This is a genomic window from Catenuloplanes japonicus, from assembly GCF_000717135.1.
GTDB lineage: Bacteria > Actinomycetota > Actinomycetes > Mycobacteriales > Micromonosporaceae > Catenuloplanes > Catenuloplanes japonicus.
Window position 1 is genome coordinate 93,820 of the sequence record NZ_JNXY01000040.1, and the last position, 22,027, is coordinate 115,846.

24 protein-coding genes are annotated in these 22,027 nt (G+C 71.4%); 12 read left to right on the forward strand and 12 right to left on the reverse strand.

The window, feature by feature from the left end:
- Positions 1-106: 106 nt before the first annotated feature.
- Together OP04_RS42780 and OP04_RS42785 are read right to left on the reverse strand one after the other, a co-directional pair.
- Positions 107-778 carry a ThuA domain-containing protein gene (locus OP04_RS42780; RefSeq protein WP_033345747.1) on the reverse strand — a complete coding sequence of 224 codons (672 nt, stop codon included), beginning with the start codon at positions 776-778 and terminating at the stop codon, positions 107-109.
- Between the two features lie 241 nt (positions 779-1,019).
- Positions 1,020-1,643, reverse strand: a complete 624-nt coding sequence (locus OP04_RS42785) for a hemerythrin domain-containing protein (RefSeq protein ID WP_033345748.1) — start codon at positions 1,641-1,643, stop codon at positions 1,020-1,022.
- A gap of 99 nt (positions 1,644-1,742) precedes the next feature.
- On the opposite strand from OP04_RS42785, the gene OP04_RS42790 reads away from it, so the two are divergent.
- Both OP04_RS42790 and OP04_RS42795 read left to right on the forward strand, forming a co-directional pair.
- The gene (locus OP04_RS42790; protein ID WP_033345749.1) at positions 1,743-3,044 is read left to right on the forward strand and encodes a M20/M25/M40 family metallo-hydrolase; all 1,302 of its coding nucleotides are present in this window, start codon (positions 1,743-1,745) and stop codon (positions 3,042-3,044) included.
- Positions 3,045-3,071: 27 nt separating this feature from the next.
- A complete protein-coding gene (locus OP04_RS42795) occupies positions 3,072-3,728 on the forward strand; it encodes a hypothetical protein (RefSeq protein WP_033345750.1) in 657 nt (218 codons plus the stop codon).
- Here the strand turns inward: OP04_RS42795 and OP04_RS42800 are convergent.
- The gene (locus tag OP04_RS42800; RefSeq protein ID WP_033345751.1) at positions 3,725-3,916 is read right to left on the reverse strand and encodes a DUF5703 family protein; all 192 of its coding nucleotides are present in this window, start codon (positions 3,914-3,916) and stop codon (positions 3,725-3,727) included. The two genes, OP04_RS42795 and OP04_RS42800, sit on opposite strands and share 4 nt — an antisense overlap.
- Before the next feature lie 33 nt (positions 3,917-3,949).
- On the reverse strand, positions 3,950-4,921 hold the full coding sequence (locus OP04_RS42805; protein ID WP_033345752.1) for an aldo/keto reductase: 972 nt from the start codon (positions 4,919-4,921) through the stop codon (positions 3,950-3,952).
- Between the two features lie 97 nt (positions 4,922-5,018).
- Here OP04_RS42805 and OP04_RS42810 point away from each other — a divergent pair, with 97 nt between their 5' ends.
- From OP04_RS42810 to OP04_RS55070, 5 genes are all read left to right on the forward strand, one after another.
- Entirely contained in the window at positions 5,019-6,068 is a 1,050-nt protein-coding gene (locus OP04_RS42810) for an LLM class F420-dependent oxidoreductase (protein ID WP_033345753.1), read from the forward strand.
- 2 nt (positions 6,069-6,070) lie between these two features.
- On the forward strand, positions 6,071-6,799 hold the full coding sequence (locus OP04_RS42815; RefSeq protein ID WP_033345754.1) for an MSMEG_4193 family putative phosphomutase: 729 nt from the start codon (positions 6,071-6,073) through the stop codon (positions 6,797-6,799).
- 85 nt (positions 6,800-6,884) lie between these two features.
- Complete coding sequence (locus OP04_RS42820) at positions 6,885-7,223, forward strand: helix-turn-helix domain-containing protein (protein ID WP_033345814.1); 339 nt, start codon at positions 6,885-6,887, stop codon at positions 7,221-7,223.
- A 15-nt stretch (positions 7,224-7,238) separates the two neighbouring features.
- Complete coding sequence (locus OP04_RS42825; RefSeq protein ID WP_033345755.1) at positions 7,239-8,111, forward strand: ImmA/IrrE family metallo-endopeptidase; 873 nt, start codon at positions 7,239-7,241, stop codon at positions 8,109-8,111.
- Between the two features lie 134 nt (positions 8,112-8,245).
- Positions 8,246-8,398 carry a hypothetical protein gene (locus OP04_RS55070; protein WP_198154180.1) on the forward strand — a complete coding sequence of 51 codons (153 nt, stop codon included), beginning with the start codon at positions 8,246-8,248 and terminating at the stop codon, positions 8,396-8,398.
- A gap of 130 nt (positions 8,399-8,528) precedes the next feature.
- Here OP04_RS55070 and OP04_RS42835 read toward each other — a convergent pair whose 3' ends face one another.
- Positions 8,529-9,272 carry an SDR family oxidoreductase gene (locus OP04_RS42835; RefSeq protein ID WP_033345756.1) on the reverse strand — a complete coding sequence of 248 codons (744 nt, stop codon included), beginning with the start codon at positions 9,270-9,272 and terminating at the stop codon, positions 8,529-8,531.
- A gap of 157 nt (positions 9,273-9,429) precedes the next feature.
- Between OP04_RS42835 and OP04_RS48825 the strand changes: the two genes are divergently transcribed.
- The 4 genes from OP04_RS48825 (at position 9,430) to mshC (ending at position 13,925) form a co-directional block, all read left to right on the forward strand.
- Complete coding sequence (locus OP04_RS48825) at positions 9,430-10,302, forward strand: LysR family transcriptional regulator (protein WP_198154187.1); 873 nt, start codon at positions 9,430-9,432, stop codon at positions 10,300-10,302.
- A 108-nt stretch (positions 10,303-10,410) separates the two neighbouring features.
- The gene (locus tag OP04_RS42845; protein ID WP_033345757.1) at positions 10,411-10,989 is read left to right on the forward strand and encodes a DUF3090 domain-containing protein; all 579 of its coding nucleotides are present in this window, start codon (positions 10,411-10,413) and stop codon (positions 10,987-10,989) included.
- A gap of 25 nt (positions 10,990-11,014) precedes the next feature.
- Positions 11,015-11,848, forward strand: coding sequence for an SCO1664 family protein (locus OP04_RS42850; protein WP_033345758.1), 834 nt, complete (start codon positions 11,015-11,017; stop codon positions 11,846-11,848).
- A gap of 832 nt (positions 11,849-12,680) precedes the next feature.
- On the forward strand, positions 12,681-13,925 hold the full coding sequence (mshC, locus tag OP04_RS42855) for a cysteine--1-D-myo-inosityl 2-amino-2-deoxy-alpha-D-glucopyranoside ligase (RefSeq protein ID WP_033345759.1): 1,245 nt from the start codon (positions 12,681-12,683) through the stop codon (positions 13,923-13,925).
- A 79-nt stretch (positions 13,926-14,004) separates the two neighbouring features.
- Here the strand turns inward: mshC and OP04_RS42860 are convergent, their stop codons facing one another.
- Positions 14,005-14,799: a GntR family transcriptional regulator gene (locus tag OP04_RS42860; RefSeq protein WP_033345760.1), complete on the reverse strand. Its 795-nt coding sequence runs from the start codon at positions 14,797-14,799 to the stop codon at positions 14,005-14,007.
- Between the two features lie 86 nt (positions 14,800-14,885).
- Here OP04_RS42860 and OP04_RS42865 point away from each other — a divergent pair, with 86 nt between their 5' ends.
- A complete protein-coding gene (locus OP04_RS42865) occupies positions 14,886-15,173 on the forward strand; it encodes a TM2 domain-containing protein (RefSeq protein ID WP_033345761.1) in 288 nt (95 codons plus the stop codon).
- Positions 15,174-15,235: 62 nt separating this feature from the next.
- Here OP04_RS42865 and OP04_RS42870 read toward each other — a convergent pair whose 3' ends face one another.
- The 6 genes from OP04_RS42870 to OP04_RS42895 all read right to left on the reverse strand — a co-directional run bounded on the left by OP04_RS42870 (position 15,236) and on the right by OP04_RS42895 (position 21,978).
- Positions 15,236-16,105 (reverse strand): PAC2 family protein, encoded by an 870-nt coding sequence (locus OP04_RS42870; protein WP_033345762.1) that lies wholly within the window; start codon positions 16,103-16,105, stop codon positions 15,236-15,238.
- Between the two features lie 125 nt (positions 16,106-16,230).
- Positions 16,231-17,040 carry a cytochrome P450 gene (locus OP04_RS50755; RefSeq protein ID WP_051799934.1) on the reverse strand — a complete coding sequence of 270 codons (810 nt, stop codon included), beginning with the start codon at positions 17,038-17,040 and terminating at the stop codon, positions 16,231-16,233.
- A gap of 58 nt (positions 17,041-17,098) precedes the next feature.
- Positions 17,099-17,746, reverse strand: coding sequence for an HAD family hydrolase (locus OP04_RS42880; protein WP_033345816.1), 648 nt, complete (start codon positions 17,744-17,746; stop codon positions 17,099-17,101).
- A 182-nt stretch (positions 17,747-17,928) separates the two neighbouring features.
- A complete protein-coding gene (locus tag OP04_RS42885) occupies positions 17,929-18,630 on the reverse strand; it encodes a neutral zinc metallopeptidase (RefSeq protein WP_033345763.1) in 702 nt (233 codons plus the stop codon).
- 31 nt (positions 18,631-18,661) lie between these two features.
- Entirely contained in the window at positions 18,662-21,211 is a 2,550-nt protein-coding gene (locus OP04_RS42890; protein ID WP_033345764.1) for an ABC transporter permease, read from the reverse strand.
- Positions 21,211-21,978, reverse strand: a complete 768-nt coding sequence (locus OP04_RS42895; protein ID WP_033345765.1) for an ABC transporter ATP-binding protein — start codon at positions 21,976-21,978, stop codon at positions 21,211-21,213. The genes OP04_RS42890 and OP04_RS42895 overlap by 1 nt, the downstream gene beginning before the upstream one ends.
- Positions 21,979-22,027: the final 49 nt, after the last annotated feature.

The following is a 22,027-nucleotide window of genomic DNA, read 5'->3' on the forward strand; positions in this document are numbered from 1 at the left end:
GGACCTACGGGGGAGTAAGCGAAAGAGTTTCAGCCAGTGAACTCCGGCCGAAAATACGAGTCGAACACTGTCGGGTCCGGCTGAACCATACGACGGTCCGATGTGCTCAGTCGGCGCGGTGGTACCGCGCAGCCCATGTCAGACCGCGCTCGGTGATCCTTTTGATCTCCGGTACGAGCAGGTCATCCACCCTGTGGCCGACCGTGCTGACGAACACGCGGCCCGCGCCCCAATGCCGTGTCCAGACCGCCGGCATCGTGATCGACTGGCTCCACTCGGCGTCGTCTTCCGGATCGAAGATCACCGTTGCGAGTACGTCGTTCAGCGGATCCGAGATCACCCAGTATTTTTCGGTGTGCAATTCGACTGAGTCAATGCCGGAAACAATCTCGTGCTGGGCGCGCTCCGGCCGGACCGTCAGCACGTGATCGACGAACTCGTCCGGGTGCCACACGAACTTGCCGCCGGTGAGCAGTTGGTACCGATTGTGGTGGAATGCGCCGATGATCCCGCCGTGCCAGCCGGCCAGCCCGGTGCCGTGGCGGACCGCGGCCTCCAGCCCGGCCGCCTGCGCGCCGGTGATCGTCCCGATCGACCAGCACTGCACGATCAGGTCGGTCTCCCGCAGCCGGTCCGCGTCCAGGTAGACGTCGAGATCCTCGCTGATCCCCACCGCGAACCCCTGCTCCTCCAGGTGCGGGATGAAGACCTCGGTGGCCGCCACGGGCGCGTGCCCGTCCCAGCCACCACGGACCACCAGGGCTCGCCGTTCGCTCATGCCGCCTCCCCCGCTTCGCTCCCCCGTCGGCATGAGTTCAGGCACTGCGCCGATGATTCGCTCGCAAGCTCGCTCATGCCGCCCATTCCAACCCACCCGCCCCGCCCCCGCCAAGATCGCGTCCCGGGACCTGGGCAGGAGGCGGGGTGTGCCCCGCCCCTGCCCTTTCGTGACCACCCACGGATCCGAGGCCGCGGGAGCGCGCGGAAGGTGACCACGCCGGAAGCGGGAAATCCTGAATCTAAAGATCTGACTGGTACGTCTTCCGGCCGGTCACGGCGTCGAGCGCCTTGTCCACCACCGCGATCGCGGGGTCGACGACCTTGTTCCACGGCGGCGTGGCCGGCGTGCCCGGGTGCGGGCGCGTGGGCGCGGCCTCCTCCGCGATCTGCACGCGGTTGCCGAGCCGGATCAGGTCCGCGTGGCTGGCCGCGTCGCGCAGGCCGGGCAGCAGCTGCCCGGTCGCGGTCTCCGCGTGCCGGCCGAGCTTGGTGCAGATCTCGGTGGCCAGGCGGTCGAAGTCGGCGTCGCCGGGCTTGGTGGCGGAGAACGCCTGGAGCGTGCGCAGGATCTCGCGGTCCTCGGCGATCTCGTGGTCGGCGATGGCGCGGCCGTCCTCGAGCGTGCCCGCGACCGCGGGGTAGATGTACTGCTCCTCGGCCGAGAGGTGGCGTGTGACGGTGGCCACGACGACCTCGGCGGTACGGGAGCGCTCCTCGGCCGGGACCTCGATGTCGGTGAGCCGGGAGCAGAGCGAGGCGATGCGGTGGTGCTCCTCGGAGAGCACCTTGACGACCTCGTCTCCGGCCGGTTCCCACGCGGCGTCGCCGGGGGTGTGCGGGAGCGGGGGAAGGGGGAGTGCCACGGGGTCCTCCTAGGGAACACATTGGCGTGCGACGCCGTGATTCCCGCCGCGTTCAACCGGCAAACGCCGATGGGCGGCCGGGGATGGTAAGAAAGGCGCATGAACGACTCAGCCGAGGTTGTCGGGATCTGCCGCGACCTGCTCCGGATCGACACGAGCAACACGGGGGATCCGCAGACCAGCAAGGGGGAGCGCGCGGCCGCGGAGTACGTCGCGGAGAAGCTGTCCGCCGCCGGCATCGAGCCGGTCGTGCACGAGACGCTGCCCGGCCGCACCTCGCTGGTCGCCCGCATCCCGGGCGCGGACTCCTCGCGCGGCGGCCTGCTGGTCCACGGCCACCTGGACGTGGTCCCGGCGGATCCGGCCGAGTGGTCGGTGGACCCGTTCGCCGGTGAGATCCGCGACGGTTACCTGTGGGGCCGCGGCGCGGTCGACATGAAGGACTTCGACGCGATGGTGCTCACCGTGGTGTCGCAGTGGCACCGCGAGGGCTACGTCCCGCCGCGCGACATCGTGCTCGCGTTCACCGCGGACGAGGAGGCGGGCGGCAAGTACGGCGCGAAGGCGCTGGTGGCCGACCGGGCGGACCTGTTCGAGGGCGTGACCGAGGCGATCGGCGAGGTCGGCGGCTACTCGTTCACGGTCAGCAACGACCTGCGGCTGTACCTGATCGAGACCGCGCAGAAGGGCATGGACTGGCTGCGCATCCACGCCAAGGGCCGCCCCGGTCACGGCTCGATGGTGCACGACGACAACGCGGTGACCGCGCTGGCCGAGGCCGTGGCCCGGATCGGCAACCACAAGTTCCCGCTGACCGTGACTCCCACGGTGCGCACGTTCCTGGAGCAGACCACGGAGCTGCTCGGCGTGGAGCTGGACCTGGACGACCCGGAGAAGGCGATCGCGAAGCTCGGCCCGATCGCGAACATCATCGGCGCCACCGTGCGCAACACGGCGAACCCGACGCGGCTGGACGCGGGCTACAAGGACAACGTGATCCCGGGCCGGGCGTCCGCGACCATCGACTGCCGCACGCTGCCCGGTCAGCACGAGCTCTTCTACGAGCAGCTGCGTGAGCTGATCGGCCCGGACATCGAGATCGAGTCGCGGGACCCGCAGCCGGCGCTGGAGACCACGTTCGACGGTGACCTGGTGGACGCGATGTCGGCCGCGCTGAAGGCGGAGGACCCGGGCGCGCTCGCGGTGCCCTACATGCTGTCCGCCGGCACCGACGCCAAGCACTTCCACCAGCTGGGCATCCGCTGCTTCGGCTTCGCGCCGCTGAAGCTCCCGGCGGACCTGAACTTCTCCGCGCTGTTCCACGGCATCGACGAGCGCGTTCCGGTCGAGGGTCTAGAGTTCGGCACGCGAGTGCTGGACCGATTCCTGCGCGGTTGCTGAGTACACCCCTAGAACTGAGGAAATTTCATGACTGACCTGAAGCCGGCTGATCTCGACGCGGCGCTGGAGCGCGTCTTCGAGGCGGCCCGCGCCCACCTCGCCGCCGTCAAGGCGAGCGGCGGCGCGGTCGAGGACGACAACGTCGGCAAGGCGTACGTCGTGCTGAACAACGCCTCGTTCGAGTACGACGAGCTGCTGCTCGACGCGTACAACGAGGTCACGCCGTGGGACGTGAAGCCGATCGACGAGGACGAGGCCGATCACGACCACGATCACGACCACGACGCCCCGGACGACGCGTACCCGGCCGCGATCGCGGTGCGCCAGCGCCGGGACTACCGGGTGCCGAGCGTCTCCGCGCTGATCCGGGTCGCCGAGTCCGCCCGCCGCGCCGCCGCCGGACCGGACGCGGACGCGGCCGAGCTGGGCGAGCCGATCACCTCGGTCGGCGAGGCCGTGCTGGAGCTGCTGCAGAGCGGCGACGGTTCGCTCGGCGAGCTGGACATCCCCGAGCTGGAGCCGCTGGACGGCCTGGTCACCGTGACCGAGGTCGTCGCGCCGCTGGACCTCGACGCGTTCGAGGAGGAGGACGGCGACGGCCCGTTCGCCCCTGGACCGGAGGACCGGCTGCTCGGCCGTCTCGACGAGCACCCGTTCATCGAGGTGCCGGAGGACGTGCGCTAGATGGACAGGCCCGGTTGCGGCTGTTCCCGGACCCGGCGGCGCAGCACGACCTTTCGCGTCCCGTCCCGGAACAGCTGCACCCGGGCCAGCTCCCAGCCGGAGAACTCGGCCTGGATCGCCAGCTGCGCCGTGGCGGTCATCCGGTCGACATTCGGGGGCAACCGCAGCGGCGCGTATTCGTAGTCCATGGCGTCTATCCTGCGCCGCAGATTGATCAAAAACTAGTCATCGCGTTCCGGGTACGAATACCCGATAGCGGACACATCGTCCAGCGCGCTGATTATCTCGTCGGGCAGCTCCACGTACTCCACCTGCAGCGCGCCGAGCAGCTGGCCCACCGTGCGCGCGCCCAGGATCGGCGCCACCACGCCCGGCTGGTCGCGGATCCAGGCGAGCGCCACCTCCAGCGGCGACACCCCGAGCCCGCCGGCCGCGATCACCACCGCCTCCACGATGCTGGAGCTGCGCGGGTCCAGGTAGCTCTCCACGAACGCGGCGAAGTGCGGCGACACCGCGCGCGAGTCGCTGGGGCGGCCGTTGCGGTACTTCCCGGTCAGCACGCCGCGGCCCAGCGGCGACCAGGGCAGCAGGCCCAGGCCGAGCGCCTCGCAGGCCGGGATCACCTCGCGCTCCACACCGCGCTCCAGCAGCGAATATTCCATCTGGGTGGCGACCACGGGCGCGCGGCCCGGGTAGGCGGCCTGCCAGGTGGCGGCGCGCGCGGTCTGCCAGCCGGAGTAGTTGGACAGGCCCACGTATCGCACCCGGCCGCTGGTCACGGCGTGATCCAGCGCAGACATGGTCTCCTCCAGCGGCGTCGCCGGGTCGTACCCGTGGACCTGGAAGAGATCCACGTAATCCGTGCCGAGCCGCCGCAGCGACGCGTCCAGGCTGCGCAGCAGGTGCCCGCGCGAGCAGTCCCGCCGCCGCCCACTGCCCGGCCGCACGCCCGCCTTCGTGGCGATCAGCAGATCCTCGCGCGGGACCAGGCCGCCCAGCAGCGAGCCGATCACGGCCTCGGCGTCGCCGTCGCCGTAGACGTCCGCGGTGTCGACCAGATTGCCGCCCGCGTCCAGGTAACTTTTCAACTGCGCGGCCGCGTCGTCGGCGTCGGTGTCCCGGCCCCAGGTCATGGTGCCGAGCGCGAGCCGCGAAACCGCCAGCCCGCTTCGGCCGAGCGGTCGCTGTTGCATGGGTGAACCTTATTAAGAACTGTGGCGTACGGATATCCTCGTCGGCACTCTGACGTTACTCGTGGGTATTCACAAACGGTTAAAGGGGTTGAATGCGGTGAAACTCGGACTGAGCCTGGGGTATCAGACCGCCTGGAGCACGCCCGCGGACCACCTCGCGATCGCACAGGAGGCGGATCGCCTCGGCTACTCCGTCGTCTGGGCGGCCGAGGCGTACGGCTCCGACGTGGTCAGCATGCTCTCCTGGATCGCGGGCCAGACCAGCCGCATCCACGTCGGCTCCGGGATCATGCAGATCCCCGCGCGCACACCGGCCATGACCGCGATGACCGCGGCCACCATCGACACGTTCTCCGGCGGCCGCTTCCGCCTCGGCCTCGGCGTCTCCGGCCCGCAGGTCTCCGAGGGCTGGCACGGCGTCCGCTTCGGCTCCCCGCTGGCCCGCACCCGCGAGTACGTCGACATCGTCAAGCTCGCGCTGGCCCGCTCCCGCGTGGAATACGCCGGCGAGCACTACACGCTCCCGCTCCCCGACGGCCCCGGCAAGGCGCTCAAGCTCGGCTTCCGCCCGCTGCGCGCCGGCATCCCGATCTACCTCGCCGCGGTCGGCCCGAAGAACCTGGAGCTGGCCGGCGAGATCGCGGACGGCTGGCTCGGCATCTTCTTCGCCCCCGACCTCGCCGACGGCTACCTCGCCTCCGTCGCCGCCGGCCGCGCCCGCGCTGGCCTCGACCTCAAGGGCTTCGACGTGGCCCCCGCCGTCCCGGTCGCGATCGGCGACGACGTGTCCGCCTGCGCCGACCTGATCCGCCCGCACGCCGCGCTCTACGTCGGCGGCATGGGCAGCCGCAAGCAGAACTTCTACAACCAGATCGCGGTCCGGATGGGCTACGAGGCCGAGGCCGCCCAGGTCCAGGACCTCTACCTCACCGGCCAGCAGCGCGACGCGGCCGCCGCCGTCCCGCAGGACTTCATCGACCGCACCTCCCTCATCGGCCCCAAAGACAAGATCAAGAGCGGCCTCCAGCGGTACGCCGAAGCCGGCGTCACCACGCTCTCCGTGAACCTCTTCACCGCCGACCGGGAGTCCTCCATCACCACGCTCCGCACGCTCGCCGAGGCCTTCGACGAGGCCGGAGTCGCGTAGGGTTGTCCCTCGTGGCAACCGTCCTCTTACTCCGGCACGGGCGGACCACCGCCAACGCCTCCGGCGGACTCGCCGGTCGTCAGCCCGTCGAGCTGGACGACGTCGGCCGCGGCCAAGCAGCCGCGGTCGGCGCCCGTCTCGCCGGCCTCCCGCTGGCCGCGGTGGTCTCCAGCCCGCTCCTGCGCTGCCGTCAGACCCTGTCGCTCGCGCTTCCCGACGCGCTCCCGCGCCTCGAGGACGGCATCATCGAGTGCGACTACGGCTCCTGGGAGGGCCAGCCGCTGGCCAAGCTGGCCAAGGACCCGCTCTGGCCCGTCGTCCAGCAGCACCCCAGCGCCGCCGTCTTCCCCGGCGGCGAGGCGATGGCCGCCATGGCCACCCGCGCCGTCGCCGCCGTCCGCGCCTGGGACGCGAAAATCACCGAGGAGCACGGCCCCGAGGCCGTCTGGCTCGCCTGCAGCCACGGCGACGTCATCAAGGCCATCGCCGCCGACGCCCTGGGCCTCCACCTGGACCAGTTCCAGCGCATCGTCGCGGATCCGGCCTCGGTCACCGCCATCCGCTACACGGCCACGCGCCCCTTCGTCCTGCGCTCCAACGACACCGGCGGCGACCTGGCGGCCCTCGTCCCGCCCCCGCCCGCCAAGAAGCGCCGCGGCCGCCGTGCCGCCGCTCCCGCCGAGTCGGACGCCGCCGTCGGTGGCGGCGCCGGTGGCGGCCAGCTTCCCTGACCGTGCCCGTGTCCTGGTGGAGGTAGCGTCGATCCCGTAGACTGAATCACGCAAGGCGATCGTGATTCAGGTGGGGAGGGTGGCGGTGGGTGAAGCGAACGTCGGCGTGCTGATCGAGCGTGCACGCGCGGCTGCCGGTCTCAGTCAGCGGGCTCTCGCGGATCTGACCGGCATCTCTCAACCGACGCTGTCACGGATCATGTCCGGTGAGCGTGCGGCGAAGGTCCCGGAGATCGTCGCGATCGCGTGGGCCACCGGCCACACCGTGGCACAGCTGACCGGCTCGGAAACGGTGGCGGACCGGGTGCAGTATGCGGCGCGGGCCACCAACGACTGCGACATGGACGACATGCGTCGCGCCCTGCTGCATTTTCTGGAGCTCGACGACTATCTCGACGAGCAAGCGATTCCCGCGACCGTGTGACGCTGGTGGAAGACTGTGACTGCTGAGCTCGAGCGCCAGGCGGCCGAGGCCGCGGCCCGGTTCCGCGCCGATCATCATCTGGGCGTCCAGCCCCTGGGTGACCTGGTGGCGATCGTCGAGCAGACGACCGGGATCGACGTGGCGGTGCTGGAGGCCGGGCCGGACGAGCACGGTCTGACGATGCGAGATCGTGCGCGCGGCACGGTGTTCATCGGTGTCGCGCGCACGCCCCATCCCATGCGGCAGCGCAGCACGCTGGCCCACGAGCTCGGCCACGTCCAGTTCGGCGACTGGGAGGAAGGCGGGCCGGGTGGCGGGGCCGGCCGTGCGCCGGCCGAGGCCAGGGCTGACTCCTTCGCGCGGCACCTGCTGGTGCCGGCGGAGGGCCTCAAGGAGTTTCTGGACGATCAACAGCCGATCAGCGAATCCACGCTGTCCGCGGTCGTTCAACGATTTCTCGTGTCTCCGGCACTCGCGGCGATCGCTCTGCGCCAGGCGGGCTACATCGATGCCGACAGAGCCGTGACATGGAGAGGAATCTTCACGCCGCAGCTGGCGGTCCGTCACGGCTGGCAGGACCAGTACCGGGCGCTGCAGGCCGACTCGGACCGGCGCCGTGCGCCGCAGCGTCTTCTCGCGCGCGCGATCCGGGGATATGCCGAGGGCGTGCTGTCCGCGCAGGCCGTCGCCACCCTGCGCGGGGTGCCGTTGCCGGAGGTCGAGGCGGAGCTGCGCGACGCCGGTGTCGTGCCGGCCGCAACGACGGCCAGCTGGGCCGATCCCGCGGACCTGCCGGACGTGGACGTGGATCTGGCCGCGCTGGACGAGGCACTTGATGGTTCCGACGATTCTCGTGGCACGGATGACGCAGCCCAAGGACCTCGGTGAGGTCATGGTGATCGCACACGCGGTCGTTGCCGCCGAGGCCGGGGATACCGTGACCGTACTGATCGACGACGGGGACGGTGCCCGCACCGCCACCGGCGAGGTCCGCCGGCTGGACCGGCTGCGCGATCAGACTGGTGAGCACGCTGACGGTCCTCGAACGTGCCGCCGGCACCCATGTGCCGGACAAGGCCACGATGCGTGCGGTCTACCAGCGGATGCGCGGCCTTGACGACGGGTTGCCCCCGATCGACAAGACCCGCATCATGCTGCCCGCACTGTGGAAGTAGCAAGACCGGCACGACGAGTCTTTGTCCTCCGCGAGGTTTGCCCACAGGGGTAAACGCACCGTCACCACGCCGGAAGCGGGAAAGCATTCAGATCTTGAGCTCTGATCCTCCTGCTTTCACGCCGCCCCGATCAGAGTTGTGAGCCGCCTCCGTCGACCGCGAGTTCTGCGCCGGTGGTGAACGTGGCGTCGAAGGCGAGGAAGGCGGCCGCCCGCGCGAACTCCTCCGGCCGGCCGAACCGGAGCATCGGGTTCTCCGCGATCATCTGTGCCTTCGTCTGTGCGGCGGCCTCGGCGGGCATCCCGCGGTCGAGGATGCCGCTGTCGATCGGGCCGGGGCTGACCGCGTTGACGCGCACGTTCCGTGGCAGCAGTTCGCGTGCCATGGAGCGTGTCATCGAGCGCACGGCCGCCTTCGTCGCGGAGTAGACGCTGGTCATCGGGTAGCCCAGCTGGTTGATCACCGAGGTGGTGAAGACCACGCCGCTGCCCGCGGCCAGCACCGGCACGAAGCGCTGGACCGTGAAGTACGGGCCCTTCGCGTTGATCGTGAACAGGCGGTCGTACATCTCCTCCGGCGTCGCCTCGAACGGGGCGAAACCGTTCACGCCGGCGTTGACGAACAGGCCGTCCAGCTGCCCGAACTCCGCGGCGATCCGTGCGACGAGCGCGTCGATGTCCGGCAGGGACGCGCTGTCGCTGCGGACCGCGGTCACATCGCCGCCCAGTTCCTTCCGGGCTGCGTCCAGTCGTTCCCGCGTGCGGCCCGTGATGATCACCCGGGCGCCCTCGCCCACCAGGAGCCGTGCGAGCGAGAACCCGAGCCCGCTCCCGCCGCCGGTGATCAGTGCACGCTTCCCGTCAAACCTGCCCATGTCCGTAATGCCTTTCTCCGAGAACGGAACGGATCGATTCAACGGCCGTCCGGCATCCGCGGTCCAAGACCTGTTCCGCACCCCCGTCATGCCCGGCAGGCATGACCTTGCCGTGGGTACGCTGGAGCGCGTGCGCGTACCCGGATGAGACCTTGACCTGCGGCTCGTCGGGTACTTCACGGCCGTCGCCGAGCATGAGAACTTCGGCCGGGCCGCGGCCGCGCTGCACGTCGCCCAGCCCGCGCTCAGCCGGCAGATCCAGCGCCTGGAGGACCGGCTCGGCGTGCGGCTGTTCGACCGGACGCCGCAGGGCAGCCGGCTCACCGAGGCCGGCCACGCGTTCCTGCCGGAGGCGCGCCGTCTGCTGCTGACCGCGGACCAGGCCGTGCTCGCCGCACGCGAGGCCGTCCCGGCCGAGACGATCACCGTCGGTTACGCGGACGACCTGGTGATCACGCCCGCGGTCCGGGAGCTGCGCCGCCGTCGCCCGGCCGCGGTGGTCCGCACCAAGCACGTCGAGTGGGACGACGCCCGTGCGTTGTCCGATCGCCTGGTGGACGCGCTGGTCACCCGCGCGCCGCTGCTGTTCCCGGACGCCGGGCTGGACACGACCGTGCTCTACGAGGAGCCGCGGGTGCTGGCGCTGCCGCGCACCCACCGCCTGGCCGGCCGCGTCTCGGTCACGGTGGGTGACGTGGCGGGCGAGGCGTCGCTGGACTGCTCCCGGGCCGAGCCGGCCTGGCGTGAGTTCTGGCGGCTCGGGCCGCCGTCGGCGGACGTGCCGGCCGGTGGCGGGTTCGACTTCGAGGAGACGCTGGACCTGGTCGCGGAGGGACGGGCCGTGCTGGTGCTGCCGGCCGGCGACCGGCGGGTCACGCTGCACCCGGACCTGACCACGGTCCCGATCGAGGACGCGGAGCCGTGCCGGGTGGTCGTGGTGACGCGCGCGGGGGAGCGTGGCGCGTTGGTGGGCGCGTTCCGGGCGTCCGCGCTGGCGTGTCTCGCGGCTCCCGCTTTCGCCATCAAGTGATCATGCGCACTTGAGTAGTCCCATGTGCCCGGAATCCGCCGATCGGTTCGGTCTTATTCGGCCCTGTGCGCTACGCGCGTGGCCGTTCGGGCGGATAGGGTTCACCCTATGACCCACCAGGTGCATGCGTTCGAGCCGCCGGATCGGTTCGTCGCCGGGACCGTGGGGACGCCGGGTGACCGGACGTTCTTCCTCCAGGCCCGGGGTGGCGGCCGAGTGGTCAGCGTGGCGCTGGAGAAGGTCCAGGTGTCCCTGCTCGCCGAGAAGCTCGAGGAGCTGCTCGCCGAGGCGCACCGGCGCTTCGGCGTCGACCTGCCCGTGCTCGCCACCGCCAATGATCCGGACAACGACCCGCTCGACACGCCCGTCGACGAGGAGTTCCGGGTCGGCACGCTGGGCCTCGCCTTCGACGTGGACACCGCCACGGTCATCATCGAGGCGATCGCGGCCGGCGAGGGCGAGCAGGAGCTGATCGCCGAGGACGAGGACGACGCGGACGACGAGCCCGAGGAGCCCGACGACGACCTCGACCGGCTCCGCGTGCGGCTCACGCCGGAGGCGACCCGTGACTTCATCGACCGGGCGCGACGCGTGCTCTCCGCCGGGCGGCCGCCGTGCCCGCTCTGCGGCCAGCCGCTCGACCCCAAGGGTCATCTGTGCCCGCGCCACAACGGCTACCATCGCTGACCATGATCTGCGTATCGGGTGACGCGTGACGTCCACCGAGGCCGAACGCCTGCTCGACGAGCCGGACGCGCTCCGGTTGCTGCGCCGCGGCGAGCTGGAGCTGGAAGGCCGGCTCGTCGACGCCTCCAACACCACGCTGCGGGCCTTCGTGACGCTCGACGGGGTCACCCGCCGCTGCGTCTACAAGCCGGTCCGGGGCGAACGGCCGCTCTGGGACTTCCCGGACGGCACGCTGGCCGGCCGTGAGGTCTCGGCCTACCTGGTCTCGTCCTGGATGGCCGCGCGCGATCCCGCGTTCGGCCTGATCCCGCCGACCATACTTCGCGACGGCCCGCTCGGCCCCGGCGCCTGCCAGCTCTGGATCGACGAGCCCGGCGACGCCGAGCAGATCGTCGGCTTCATCCCGGCCTGGGAGCTCCCGGCCGGCTGGTTCCGCATCGCGTCCGCCGAGGACGACGACGGCGAGCGGTACGCGCTCGCCCACGCCGACGACGAACGCCTGGCCCGCCTGGCCGTCCTCGACGCGGTCCTCAACAACGCCGACCGCAAGGGCGGCCACGTCCTGCTCGGCCCGTCCGGCCGCATCTTCGGCGTCGACCACGGCATCTGCTTCCACACCGAGGAGAAGCTGCGCACCGTCCTCTGGGGCTGGGCCGGCAAACGCCTCCCCGGCTGGGCGCTGGCGGTGCTGGAGGAGCTGCGCACCGGCCTCCGCGGCGATCTCGGCGAGTCCCTGGACGAGCACCTCACCCAGTCCGAGGTCGACGCCACCCGCCGCCGCGTCGCCCGCCTCATCGCCCGCCGCAAATTCCCCGACCCGCCCGAGGGCTGGCCCGCCGTCCCCTGGCCGCCCATCTAGCCTCCCGCATACCTCCGCAGGCCCAGCTTTCCCGCTCCCGCCGTGGTCCACCGTGCGGCCGCAGGCACTCCCGCCGGCCTCGAAGACAGATCCCAACCTAGATCTTCCCGCTTCCGGCGTGGTCCGGCCCGCATGCTCCCGCGGGCCAACCTCCGGCGGGCTTCACCTCCGCTTCGCTCCGTTACGCACGCCGTTCCGGAGCCGACGCTTGCGCTTCGTGTGGCGGGTATCCCAGGACACGCCTGCGTCTCGTGTGGCGGTCGCCTCGGCGCGCATGTTCACTCTCGTATGGCGGGTGTCTCAGCGCGTGGATGCCGCGCCAGTGACGGTCGGGTGGTGCGTCGGCGGGCTGGATGACGGCAAGCACCGACACCGGGCACTTCGTGCCCGAAATTTCACCATAAAGTCATACCGAGTGCTGGCCGCAGTCAACGCAGAGCCCACGCCCAGGAGCGCCCCTCTCCGCAAAGGATCATTGAGCGATGCGAAAGGTAGATCGATTAGCATTTTTGATCTACCTTTCGCATCGCTCAATGATCTTTTGCGCTGGGCGGCGTCATCGCGGCTGGGAGTGACGCCTCCTTTATGCCGAAATTTCCGGCACCAAGCCCGACGTCGAGCCATCCGCTGTGCGTGGCGTGCGCGCGCCGCCGACGTGACCGGCGACGGCGGTCGCGGCCTTGGGCCGACCCGCGCGAACCGGCTCCGGAACGGCGTGCGTAACGGAGCGAAGCGGAGGTGAAGCCCGCCGGAGGTTGGCCCGCGGGAGCATGAGCGGCGGATCACCGGGAGGTACGGATCGAAGGCGGGCGGCGGTCGTTAGGCTTGCGGCATGGATCCATGGACCGGGCACGAGGTGCCGGGGCTGCCGGGCGACGGGCGGCCGCTGAGCTTGTACGACGCGTCCCGGCAGGGCGTCTTCCCCGTGACGCCCACGACGGCACCCGCGTCGATGTACGTCTGCGGCATCACCCCTTACGATGCGACCCACCTCGGGCACGCGGCCACGATGATCGCGTTCGACCTGGTCAACCGCCTGTGGCGGGACGCGGGTCGCGAGGTCAGTTACGTGCAGAACGTGACGGACATCGACGATCCGCTGCTGGAGCGCGCGGCGCGGGACGGCGAGGACTGGGTGGTGCTCGCGATGCGGGAGACCGCGCTGTTCCGGGAGGACATGGAGGCGCTGCGGATCATCCCGCCGGAGCACTACGTGGGCGCGGTCGAGTCGATCCCGACGATCGCGGAGAAGGTGGCCGGCCTGGTCGCCGAGGGTGCGGCGTACCGGCTGGAGGACGGCACCGGGGACGTGTACTTCGATCTCGCGGTCGCGGCGCCCCGGTTCGGCTACGAGTCGCGGCTGACCCGTGAGGAGATGCTGCCGCTGTTCGCGGAGCGCGGTGGCGACCCGGACCGCGCGGGCAAGAAGGACCCGCTGGACCCGTTGCTGTGGCGGGGCACCCGGGACGGCGAGCCGGCCTGGGACGGCGGCACGCTCGGGCCCGGACGTCCCGGCTGGCACATCGAGTGCGCGGTGATCGCGCTCGGCCTGCTCGGCGACCGGATCGACGTGCAGGGCGGCGGCAACGACCTGATCTTCCCGCACCACGAGTGTTCCGCGGCGCACGCGGAGCGGCTGACCGGTGCGGAGCCGTTCGCGACGCACTACACGCACGCGGGCATGATCGGGCTGAACGGCGAGAAGATGTCGAAGTCCCGGGGCAACCTGGTCTTCGTCTCCCGGCTGCGCGCGGACCACGTGGACCCGATGGCGATCCGGCTCGCGCTGATCGCCGACCACTACCGGTCGGACCGGCAGTGGACCGACGATCTGCTCAAGGCCGCGCAGCAGCGGCTGGCGCGCTGGCGTGAGGCGGCGGCGCTGGCGGGCGGGCCGTCCGGGGCCGCGCTCGTGGCGGCGCTGCGGGAGCGGCTGACGGACGATCTGGACACGGCCGGCGCGCTGGCCGCGGTGGACGAGTGGGCGGCGGCTGCGCTGGGCGGGGACACGTCCGACGCGGCGGCGCCGGGGCTGGTGTCGACGGCGGTGGACGCGTTGCTGGGCGTGCGCCTGTAGAAAAACCCTTCGTGGGTACGGGAGAGGGCCGCGCTGTGATGGCGCGGCCCTTCTGCCGTTGTGGTGCTTGAGCGCCCGGTCAGGCCAGTGCCATCCCCGGGTCCGGGTCGGGGTCCGGTGCGGGTCCCGGGATCGAGTACTCCTCGGTCAGCGTGGTCTGCGGCCCCGGCCACGTCGCCTGCGACACCTCGATCGGTTTGCGGGCCGGGTCGAACGCCACGTGCAGCAGGTGGAGCACGGGCGTGTCCGGCCGGATCTGCAGGATCATCGCCTCCTCCCGGGACGGCTGGCGCGCGCTGATCACGTCGCTCGCGGACGCGTACCGCCGCCCGATGACCTCCTCGGCCTCCTGGTAGAGCGGCCGACCGAACGCTTCCATCCGTTCCAGGCTGGTGCCGGCCGCGTCCTGCACCCGGAACCAGGCGGCGCCGACCTCGACCGGCGCGTCGTCGACCCGGACCAGGTGCCGCCGGACGATCAGGTCGGCGCCGTCCTTGACGCCGAACGCGTCCGCCACCTCGGCCGGCGCGGGCGCGCGGGTGACCTCGATGAGCTGCTGCCGGTAGCGGGCGGCGAGGTCCGCGTGGTAGCCGCGGTGGCCGCCGTACCGGCCGCGGGAGAGCCGGTTGAGCCGTCGGCGGGTGCCCCGGACGTAGGTCCCGGAGCCGGGCTTGGTGATCAGCAGCCCTTCGACGCGCAGCTGGTCGATGGCGCGCTGCACGGTCTGCTTGGCCACGCCGTACTGCTCGGCGATGCCGGGGATCGACGGCAGGCGCTCGCCCGGCTGCCAGTCGCCGCGGCGGAGCTGTGTCCGGAGCTGGTCGGCGATCTGCCGGTGCGGGAACTCGGCGGCGCCGGGATTGATCTGGGCCATGCGATGTGCCCTTCTTTGCGGCTAGGTTCCTAGGATGCACCCTACTGCCGCACGCCGCTACACCGACACGGCTATCGTCGACCGGGATGCTGCCCGAATGGGATCGCCTGCAGGTCCGGCGCGCGGAGGACGAGTTCGCCGCGGTGCGCAAGGACGTCCGGGTGGCGTACGCGCTGTGGCTGGTCACCGGCGTCTTCGGCGGCCACCGTTTCTACCTCGGTGACACCGCGCAGTCGATCGCGATGCTGTTCACGCTGGGCGGGCTCGGACTCTGGACGCTCGCGGACGTGTTCCTGCTGCGCCGCCGGGTGCGCGTGATCAACGCCGCGCGCCGGGCCGCGATCATGTCCCGCCACGGCATCATCGAGGCCTGAGGCGGCCTGAACGGCCCGGGGACCGGGGCTCGCGACAACGGCGGAGCCCCGGCCCGTGAGGATCACCAGGAGCCGGCGGTCGGCCCGGGGGATCCGCCGCGACGGCGCAGGTACTTCTCGAACTCCTTGGCGATCTCGTCGCCGGACAGCGGCTGGATGCCCGCGTCCTGCGCCCGCTCCTCCAGCTCGCGCACGTACTCGCCGAGCTCCGCGTCCTGCTCGGCGGCGGCGCGCACCCTCTCCTCCCACTCCGTGGTCTCCTCCTCGAGATCCGCGGTGGGGACCGGGATGTCCAGGACGTCCTCGATGTGGTGCAGCAGCGCCAGCGTCGCCTTCGGGCAGGGCGGATTGTTCGCGTAGTGGGGCACGTGCACCCAGAACGACACCGCCTCGAGGTCTGCCCGGGTGGCCGCGTCGTGCAGCACGCCCACGATGCCGGTCGGGCCGTCGTACCGCGTCGGGACGAGCTTGTAGCGCTCGGCCGCGCCGACCTCGGTCGCGCCCCCGCTGATCGGGAGCGGCCGTGAGTACGGCACGTCGGCCAGCAGCGCGCCGAGCAGCACGATCTTGTTGATCTCCATGCTGTGGCAGACCTCGAGGATCTGCTCGCAGAACGTGCGCCAGCGCATGCTCGGCTCGATGCCGCGGATCAGCACCACGTCGCGCTCCGCGCCGGGCGGGCTGGCCACCATGAACTTGGTGCCCGGCCACTCGATGCTGCGCGTCTCGCCCTCGGTCATCGTCACCGTCGGGCGGCTGACCTGGAAGTCGTAGAAGTCCTCCGGATCAAGCTCGCTGACCTTGCGTGCCTCCCACACCTGTTCCAGGTGCTCGACGGCGGCCGTCGAGGCGTCGGCCGCGTCGTTCCACCCCTCGAACGCAACGACCGCCACCGGGGATCGCAGCATGGGCAGACCGTCGAACTCCGTCACGCCATCACCCTTTCCATGCTCACCTCCGCCAGCCTACGTGCCGCCGCGCGAACTGGCTTGCTGGCCGCGCCGCCGGACAGCAGCCGGGCGGATTGCGTACAATGCCGCAATTGCCCTTAATGGAGCTAAGGGACGGGCCAGACCGCGTCCAGCCGGATCGGGCCCCTGTGCAGCAGATTCGCCGGATAACCGGGCCGGCCGGCGAGGCGCAGGCCGGGCAGCCGGACGGCGAGCGCCCGCAACACGGTGTGCGCCTCCACCCGCGCCAACTGAGCCCCGACACAGAAGTGGATGCCCCGGCCGAACCCGAGGTGCGGCTCCCCGTACCCCTGCGGGTCATGGTTCGCGGCGCCGAGCGCGGCGTAGACCTGTGTCCCGGCCGGGATCCGCGCGCCGCCGAGCTCCGTCTCCGCCACGGTACGCCGGAAGGTGCCCTGCACCGGCGGGTCCAGCCGCAACGTCTCCTCCACCAGCGCGCCCGCGGCGTCCGGGTCCGCGCCCAGCTCGGCCCAGCGGGACACGCCGCGGACCAGCGCGTTGCCGATCAGGTTCGTGGTGGTCTCGTGGCCGCCGAAGATCAGCGTGATCATCAGGCTGATCAGCTCCGGCACGGTGAGGCCGCCGCCCTCCGCGACCAGCGCGCGGACCCGGGTGTGGTCCGGGGGATCCTGGTTGAGCAGCGCGAACACCTCGGGGTGGCCGGTCGCGAGGATCTCCGTGACGCCGGGCGCGGGTTGCAGCGGCGTCCGGATCAGGAACTCGGACGAGAACCGGGCCGGGTCGCCGAGCACCGCCTTCACGTCCGCCCGCCGGGTGACCACCCACACGCCGAACTCGTCCGCGAGGAACGGCCCGCGCTCGCGCAGCCCGGCGTAGAGCGGATAGGGGTCGTCCAGGTGCTGCGGCGCGAAACGATCGAAGGCCGTGTCCGTCATGCGCGCTCCCGGAAACCAGAGGCATCGATGGGTACGTCGCAGCGTAGGCGATTCCCCGTTAGGGAACCAGGAGCGTGGCCAGGTGGGGCACGTCCACGGCCTCCAGCGAGGAGCGCAGGTGGATGCCGGTCTGGCCGTCGAGGTGACTCAGGTCGAGTTCGCACGGGACGGCCAGGACGACCGCGCCCGCGGCCCGCGCGGAGGCGATGCCGGCCGTGGAGTCCTCGATCGCGACGCAGTCCGCGATGTCCACGCCGAGCGCGTCCGCGGCCGTCCGGTACGGCGCCGGGTCCGGCTTGTTGGCCGTGACCTCGTCGCCGCAGACCACGGCGTCGAACGAGTCGCGGCCGAGCGTGTCCAGCGCGACCTCGACCAGGCGTCGGCGGGTGGAGGTGACCAGCGCGGCCGGGATGCCGGCGGCGCGCACGGCGGCCAGCAGCACCATCGCGCCCGGACGCCAGATCACGCCGGACGCGAACAGCTCGGCGACGCGGTCCTCCAGCGCCTGGGCGCCCGCGGCCGGGTCACGCCAGGTCTGGCCCAGATCCTCGTGCATGATCCGCATCGACTGGTCCATGCTGGCGCCGACCATGGCGGTCCGGGCCGCCTCGGAGAGCTCGCCGCCGTAGGAGCGGGCCAGCTCCTGGATGGCGATCTCCCAGACCTTCTCGCTGTCGATGAGCGTGCCGTCCATGTCGAAGAGCACGGCGGCGGGGCGGAGGACGACGGGGGTCTCGGTCACCCCGCCCATTGTCCGGATCCCCCGGTCGTGCTGCCACGGAGTGTGAGCGGTTCGGCTAAACCCGGCCGTGACGCGGCCGACAGTGCCTGCGACGTCATGAGCAGTTGACCGCCCCGGGAGGTTCTCCCGGGGCGGACTGCACGGTCTCAGCCGACGTCGCAGACGGCGAGGCCGCGGTCGTAGCCGTTGAAGAACGAGTCGGTGCGCTGCTGCGCGGTGCCGTGCGCGTTGGGCGCGAACCAGGGCTGGCTGGGGTCGTCGCCGACCGCGAGCAGGCCGGTCTGCAGCTCCTCCATGTCGCCGTCCTCGACCTGCAGGCGCCCGGCCTGGATCGAGCCGTTCAGGTACGCCCCGGCCATGCAGTCGGCCTGCAGCTCCTGCTCGATCGTGTACTCGTAGCGCAGCCCGAACCGGACCTGCACGCCGTGCGCGTACTCGTGGCCGAGCAGGTAGTACACGAATGCGTCGCCGACCTGCTCGAACGCGGCGAACGCCCAGTCGATGTCGTAGGCGATGAAGTCGCCGGCCGCGCAGTAGACCGCGTTCTGCGCCGGGATCGGGTCCTGGCCGCAGGTGACCTCGCCGCCCTCCCGGTACGGCACGATCTTCCGCACCGGCTCGAACGCGAGCCCGTCCTGCCGGAACACGTCGTTCCAGTACCGCTCCGCGACCACGACCGCGGACTCGATGTCCTGCGCGAACTCGTCCTCGGTGGCGGCCCGGCCGGGGTTGTCGGCCGCGCCGGTCGTCGTCTCCGTGCCGCCGTCCGGTGCCGCGCCGGTCCCGATCGCGCAGCCGGATATCAGCAGCGCTCCCGCGACCAGCGCGGCCACCACCCGTCTTCTCACCTCACCGAGGGTACGGGGTCCACACCCGACCTCATTCGTACGCGATCGCGTCCAGCACGTTCAGCCGGGACGCCCGCCGCGCGGGGAGGATCGCGGCGAGCACCCCGGCCAGCGCCGCTGCCAGGAGGAGCCCGGCGAGCTGGCCGTACGGGACGGTGACGACGGACAGCAGATCCTCCTGCCGCATCGCCACCGAGGCCGCCCCGCCGAGCCCGACGCCGAGCACGATCCCGAGCAGGCAGCCGTAGACCGCGATCAGCAGCGACTCCACCCGCACCATGGCGCGTACCTGCCGGCGGGTGGTGCCGATCGCGCGGAGCAGGCCCAGCTCACGGGTCCGCTCGTAGATGCTGAGCACCAGCGTGTTGACGATGCCGAGGAACGCGACGATCACGGCCAGCGCCAGCAGCACGTAGAAGATGGCGAGGATGCCGTCGACGACCGCGTTCTGCTGGGCGATGTAGGACTCCTGGTCGCCGACCGTGACCAGCGGGTAGTCCGCCATGATCCGTTCGACGCCGGCGACCACCGCGTCCACGTCCGCGCCGTCGTCGAGCGCCACGTACCCCTGCATGGCCAGCGGGCCGGCGAACTGCTGCGCCGCGGACTCCGGCAGCAGCAGGCCCGCGGTCAGCCGGCTCGTGTAGAGGCCCGCGATCGTGTACGTGACCGGCCCGCCCTTGGCCGCCTCGACCGTGACCGTGCCGCCGACCGCGACGCCGAGTGCTTTCGCCGTGTTCGTGTCCAGCAGCGCCTCGGTCGCGCCGGTCGGCGTGAGCGTGCCGGCGTCCGCGTCCAGCCCGAACATCGGCCCGATCGTGGTCAGGTCGGTCGCGGAGACCGCTTGCTGCGACTGCCCGTTCACGGTGGCCAGGCTGAAGTGGTACGCGACCGACTCCCGCACGCCGGGCAGCGCGTCGACCTGCGCGAGCCGGGCCGGGTCGAAGCCCTCCCGGCCGTCCGGGATCTGCTGCGAGCTGGTCTGGATCATGACCTCGGCGCCGATGTCGTTCTTCACCAGGTCCGTCACGGTGGACCGCAGCGACGAGCCGATCACCGAGATCGTGCTGACCAGCGCCACGCCGATCATCAGCGCGGCCGCGGTGACGGCCGTGCGCCGCGGGTTGCGCATCGCGTTGCGCCGCCCGAGATCGCCGGCCGCGCCCCAGGCGACCAGCCGCCCGATCAGGCCCGCGACCGGCCGGGTCAGCGCCGGGGACAGCAGCGCCACCCCGACGATCGACAGGAGGATGCCGGCGCCGATGAACAGCGCGGCCAGCGGCGCACCGAGCAGCGCGGCCGCGAGCGAGGCCACGCCCAGCCCGGTGAAGACCGCGCCGGTGACCGTGATGCCGAGCATCGGCTTGTCCGGGCGGACGATCTCGCGCATCGCGGCGATCGGCGGCACGGACGCGGCCCGGACCGCCGGGATCAGCGCGGCCGCGACCGTCATCAGCACGCCGAGCAGGTAGGACACGACGATCGCGGTCACGCCGATCACCAGGTCGCCCTCGGGCAGCGGGAACCCGGCCGCGCCGATCGCGGCCTGCAGCCCGTACGCCACGCCGATGCCGGCCAGCAGGCCCAGCGTCGACGCGACGAACCCGACCACCAGCGCCTCGATCAGCACGGACCCGGTCAGCTGCCCCCAGCCCGCGCCGAGCGCGCGGAACAGCGCCAGCTCACGGGCCCGCTGCGCGATGATGATGTTGAACGTGTTGAAGATCAGGAACATCCCGACCAGCAACGCCACCAGCGCGAACCCGAGGAAGAAGTAGTTCAGGAACGTCAGCAGCTGCTTGAACGCGCTGGCCTGCTCGTCCGCGATCTGCTGCCCGGTGACCGCCTCGAACCCGGCCGGCACCGCCCCCTGCACCCGGTCCCGCAGCGCCTCGTCCGACACACCCTGGTCCGCGGTCAGCTGCGCGCCCCCGTAGACGCCGGTGCGGTCGTAGAACAACCGCTGGGCCTCAGGCACGGTGAACGCCACCATGGTCTCGCCGGACAGCGACGGGCGGCCACCGGAGTACTCCAGCACGCCGGTCACCGTGTACTCGCCGGTCTCGTAGCGCGGGCCGACGTACACCCGCAGCCTGTCCCCGACCGTCACACCGGCCTGATCGGCCGTGAACCGGGTCAGCGCCACCTCCGTCGACTCGGACGGCGCACGCCCCTGCGCGAAGTGCCACAGGTCGGCCTCGGTCGTGGCCGCCGGGTCGAGCCCGACCCCGAGCTGCGGCGCGCCCTGCGTCGGCACCGCCTTGCCGTCGCGCGCCCGGAACGGCACCACGCCCTGCGCGGACGCGTCACCGGACACCCGCGCCACGCCCTCGACCTGGCCGATCCTCGCCAGGTCGGCCTCGGTGAGCAGCGGCGGCGTGTCCGTGCCGTCGGACTCGGCGCGCACCTGCACGGCCGTGTCCTGGTTGATCGTCTCGAACAGCTTCTCGAACCGGCCGCCCAGCGAGTCCGTCAGCACGAACGCGCTGGCCACGAACATGACGCCCAGCACGATCGCCAGCCCGGACAGGACCAGGCGCAGCTTCCGCGCGAGCAGGCTCTTGATCGTCGCCCGCAGCATCAGCGCACCTGCTCCACGGCCACCGGCGGCTCCTGCGGCACGTCCAGGTGCTTGAGCTTGTCCAGCACGCCCTCGGCGGTCGGGTCGGACAGCTCGTCCACCATCCGGCCGTCGGCCAGGAAGACGACGTGATCGGCGTACGAGGCCGCGACCGGGTCGTGCGTCACCATGATGATCGTCTGACCGTGCTCGTGGACGCTGTTGCGCAGGAACGCCAGCACGTCCGCGCCGGCCCGGCTGTCCAGGTTCCCGGTCGGCTCGTCCGCGAAGACGACGTCCGGGCGGGCCAGCAACGCGCGGGCACACGCGACGCGCTGCTGCTGGCCGCCGGACAGCTGCGTCGGACGGTGGTGCAGCCGGTCCTTGAGCCCGACCGTGGCCACGATCGTGTCGAACCAGTCCTTGTCCGGTTTGCGGCCGGCGATCGACAGCGGGAGCAGGATGTTCTCCTCCGCGGTCAGCGTCGGCAGCAGGTTGAACTGCTGGAAGATGAAGCCGATCTTGTCCCGCCGCAGCCTGGTCAACTGCGCGTCGTTCATGCCGGTCAGCGCCGTGTCACCGATGTGGATCATCCCGCGCGTGGTCGTGTCCAGGCCGGCCAGGCAGTGCATTAGCGTCGACTTCCCGCTGCCGGACGGACCCATGATCGCGGTGAACCGGCCCCGGGCGAACTGTGTCGTGATCCCGCCGAGCGCGGTCACCTGGGCCTCGCCGGTGCCGTAGACCTTCCACACGTCCACGGCCGAAACCGCCGCAGTGCTCTCCATCGTCGCCGTACTCCCCGTCTGTCCGCATTCATCCCCACCGCAACAACCT

What these genes read in the sequence shown, in the direction of transcription:
- OP04_RS42860 (WP_033345760.1), bottom strand. Translation starts at nt 14,799, where the DNA reads ATGGCCCAGATCAATCCCGGCGCCGCCGAGTTCCCGCACCGGCAGATC.
- OP04_RS42805 (WP_033345752.1), bottom strand. Translation starts at nt 4,921, where the DNA reads ATGCAACAGCGACCGCTCGGCCGAAGCGGGCTGGCGGTTTCGCGGCTC.
- OP04_RS42795 (WP_033345750.1), top strand. Translation starts at nt 3,072, where the DNA reads ATGACTGACCTGAAGCCGGCTGATCTCGACGCGGCGCTGGAGCGCGTC.
- OP04_RS42890 (WP_033345764.1), bottom strand. Translation starts at nt 21,211, where the DNA reads ATGCTGCGGGCGACGATCAAGAGCCTGCTCGCGCGGAAGCTGCGCCTG.
- OP04_RS42895 (WP_033345765.1), bottom strand. Translation starts at nt 21,978, where the DNA reads ATGGAGAGCACTGCGGCGGTTTCGGCCGTGGACGTGTGGAAGGTCTAC.
- OP04_RS50755 (WP_051799934.1), bottom strand. Translation starts at nt 17,040, where the DNA reads ATGACGGACACGGCCTTCGATCGTTTCGCGCCGCAGCACCTGGACGAC.
- OP04_RS42865 (WP_033345761.1), top strand. Translation starts at nt 14,886, where the DNA reads ATGCTGCCCGAATGGGATCGCCTGCAGGTCCGGCGCGCGGAGGACGAG.
- mshC (WP_033345759.1), top strand. Translation starts at nt 12,681, where the DNA reads ATGGATCCATGGACCGGGCACGAGGTGCCGGGGCTGCCGGGCGACGGG.
- OP04_RS42790 (WP_033345749.1), top strand. Translation starts at nt 1,743, where the DNA reads ATGAACGACTCAGCCGAGGTTGTCGGGATCTGCCGCGACCTGCTCCGG.
- OP04_RS42800 (WP_033345751.1), bottom strand. Translation starts at nt 3,916, where the DNA reads ATGGACTACGAATACGCGCCGCTGCGGTTGCCCCCGAATGTCGACCGG.
- OP04_RS42835 (WP_033345756.1), bottom strand. Translation starts at nt 9,272, where the DNA reads ATGGGCAGGTTTGACGGGAAGCGTGCACTGATCACCGGCGGCGGGAGC.
- OP04_RS42845 (WP_033345757.1), top strand. Translation starts at nt 10,411, where the DNA reads ATGACCCACCAGGTGCATGCGTTCGAGCCGCCGGATCGGTTCGTCGCC.
- OP04_RS42780 (WP_033345747.1), bottom strand. Translation starts at nt 778, where the DNA reads ATGAGCGAACGGCGAGCCCTGGTGGTCCGTGGTGGCTGGGACGGGCAC.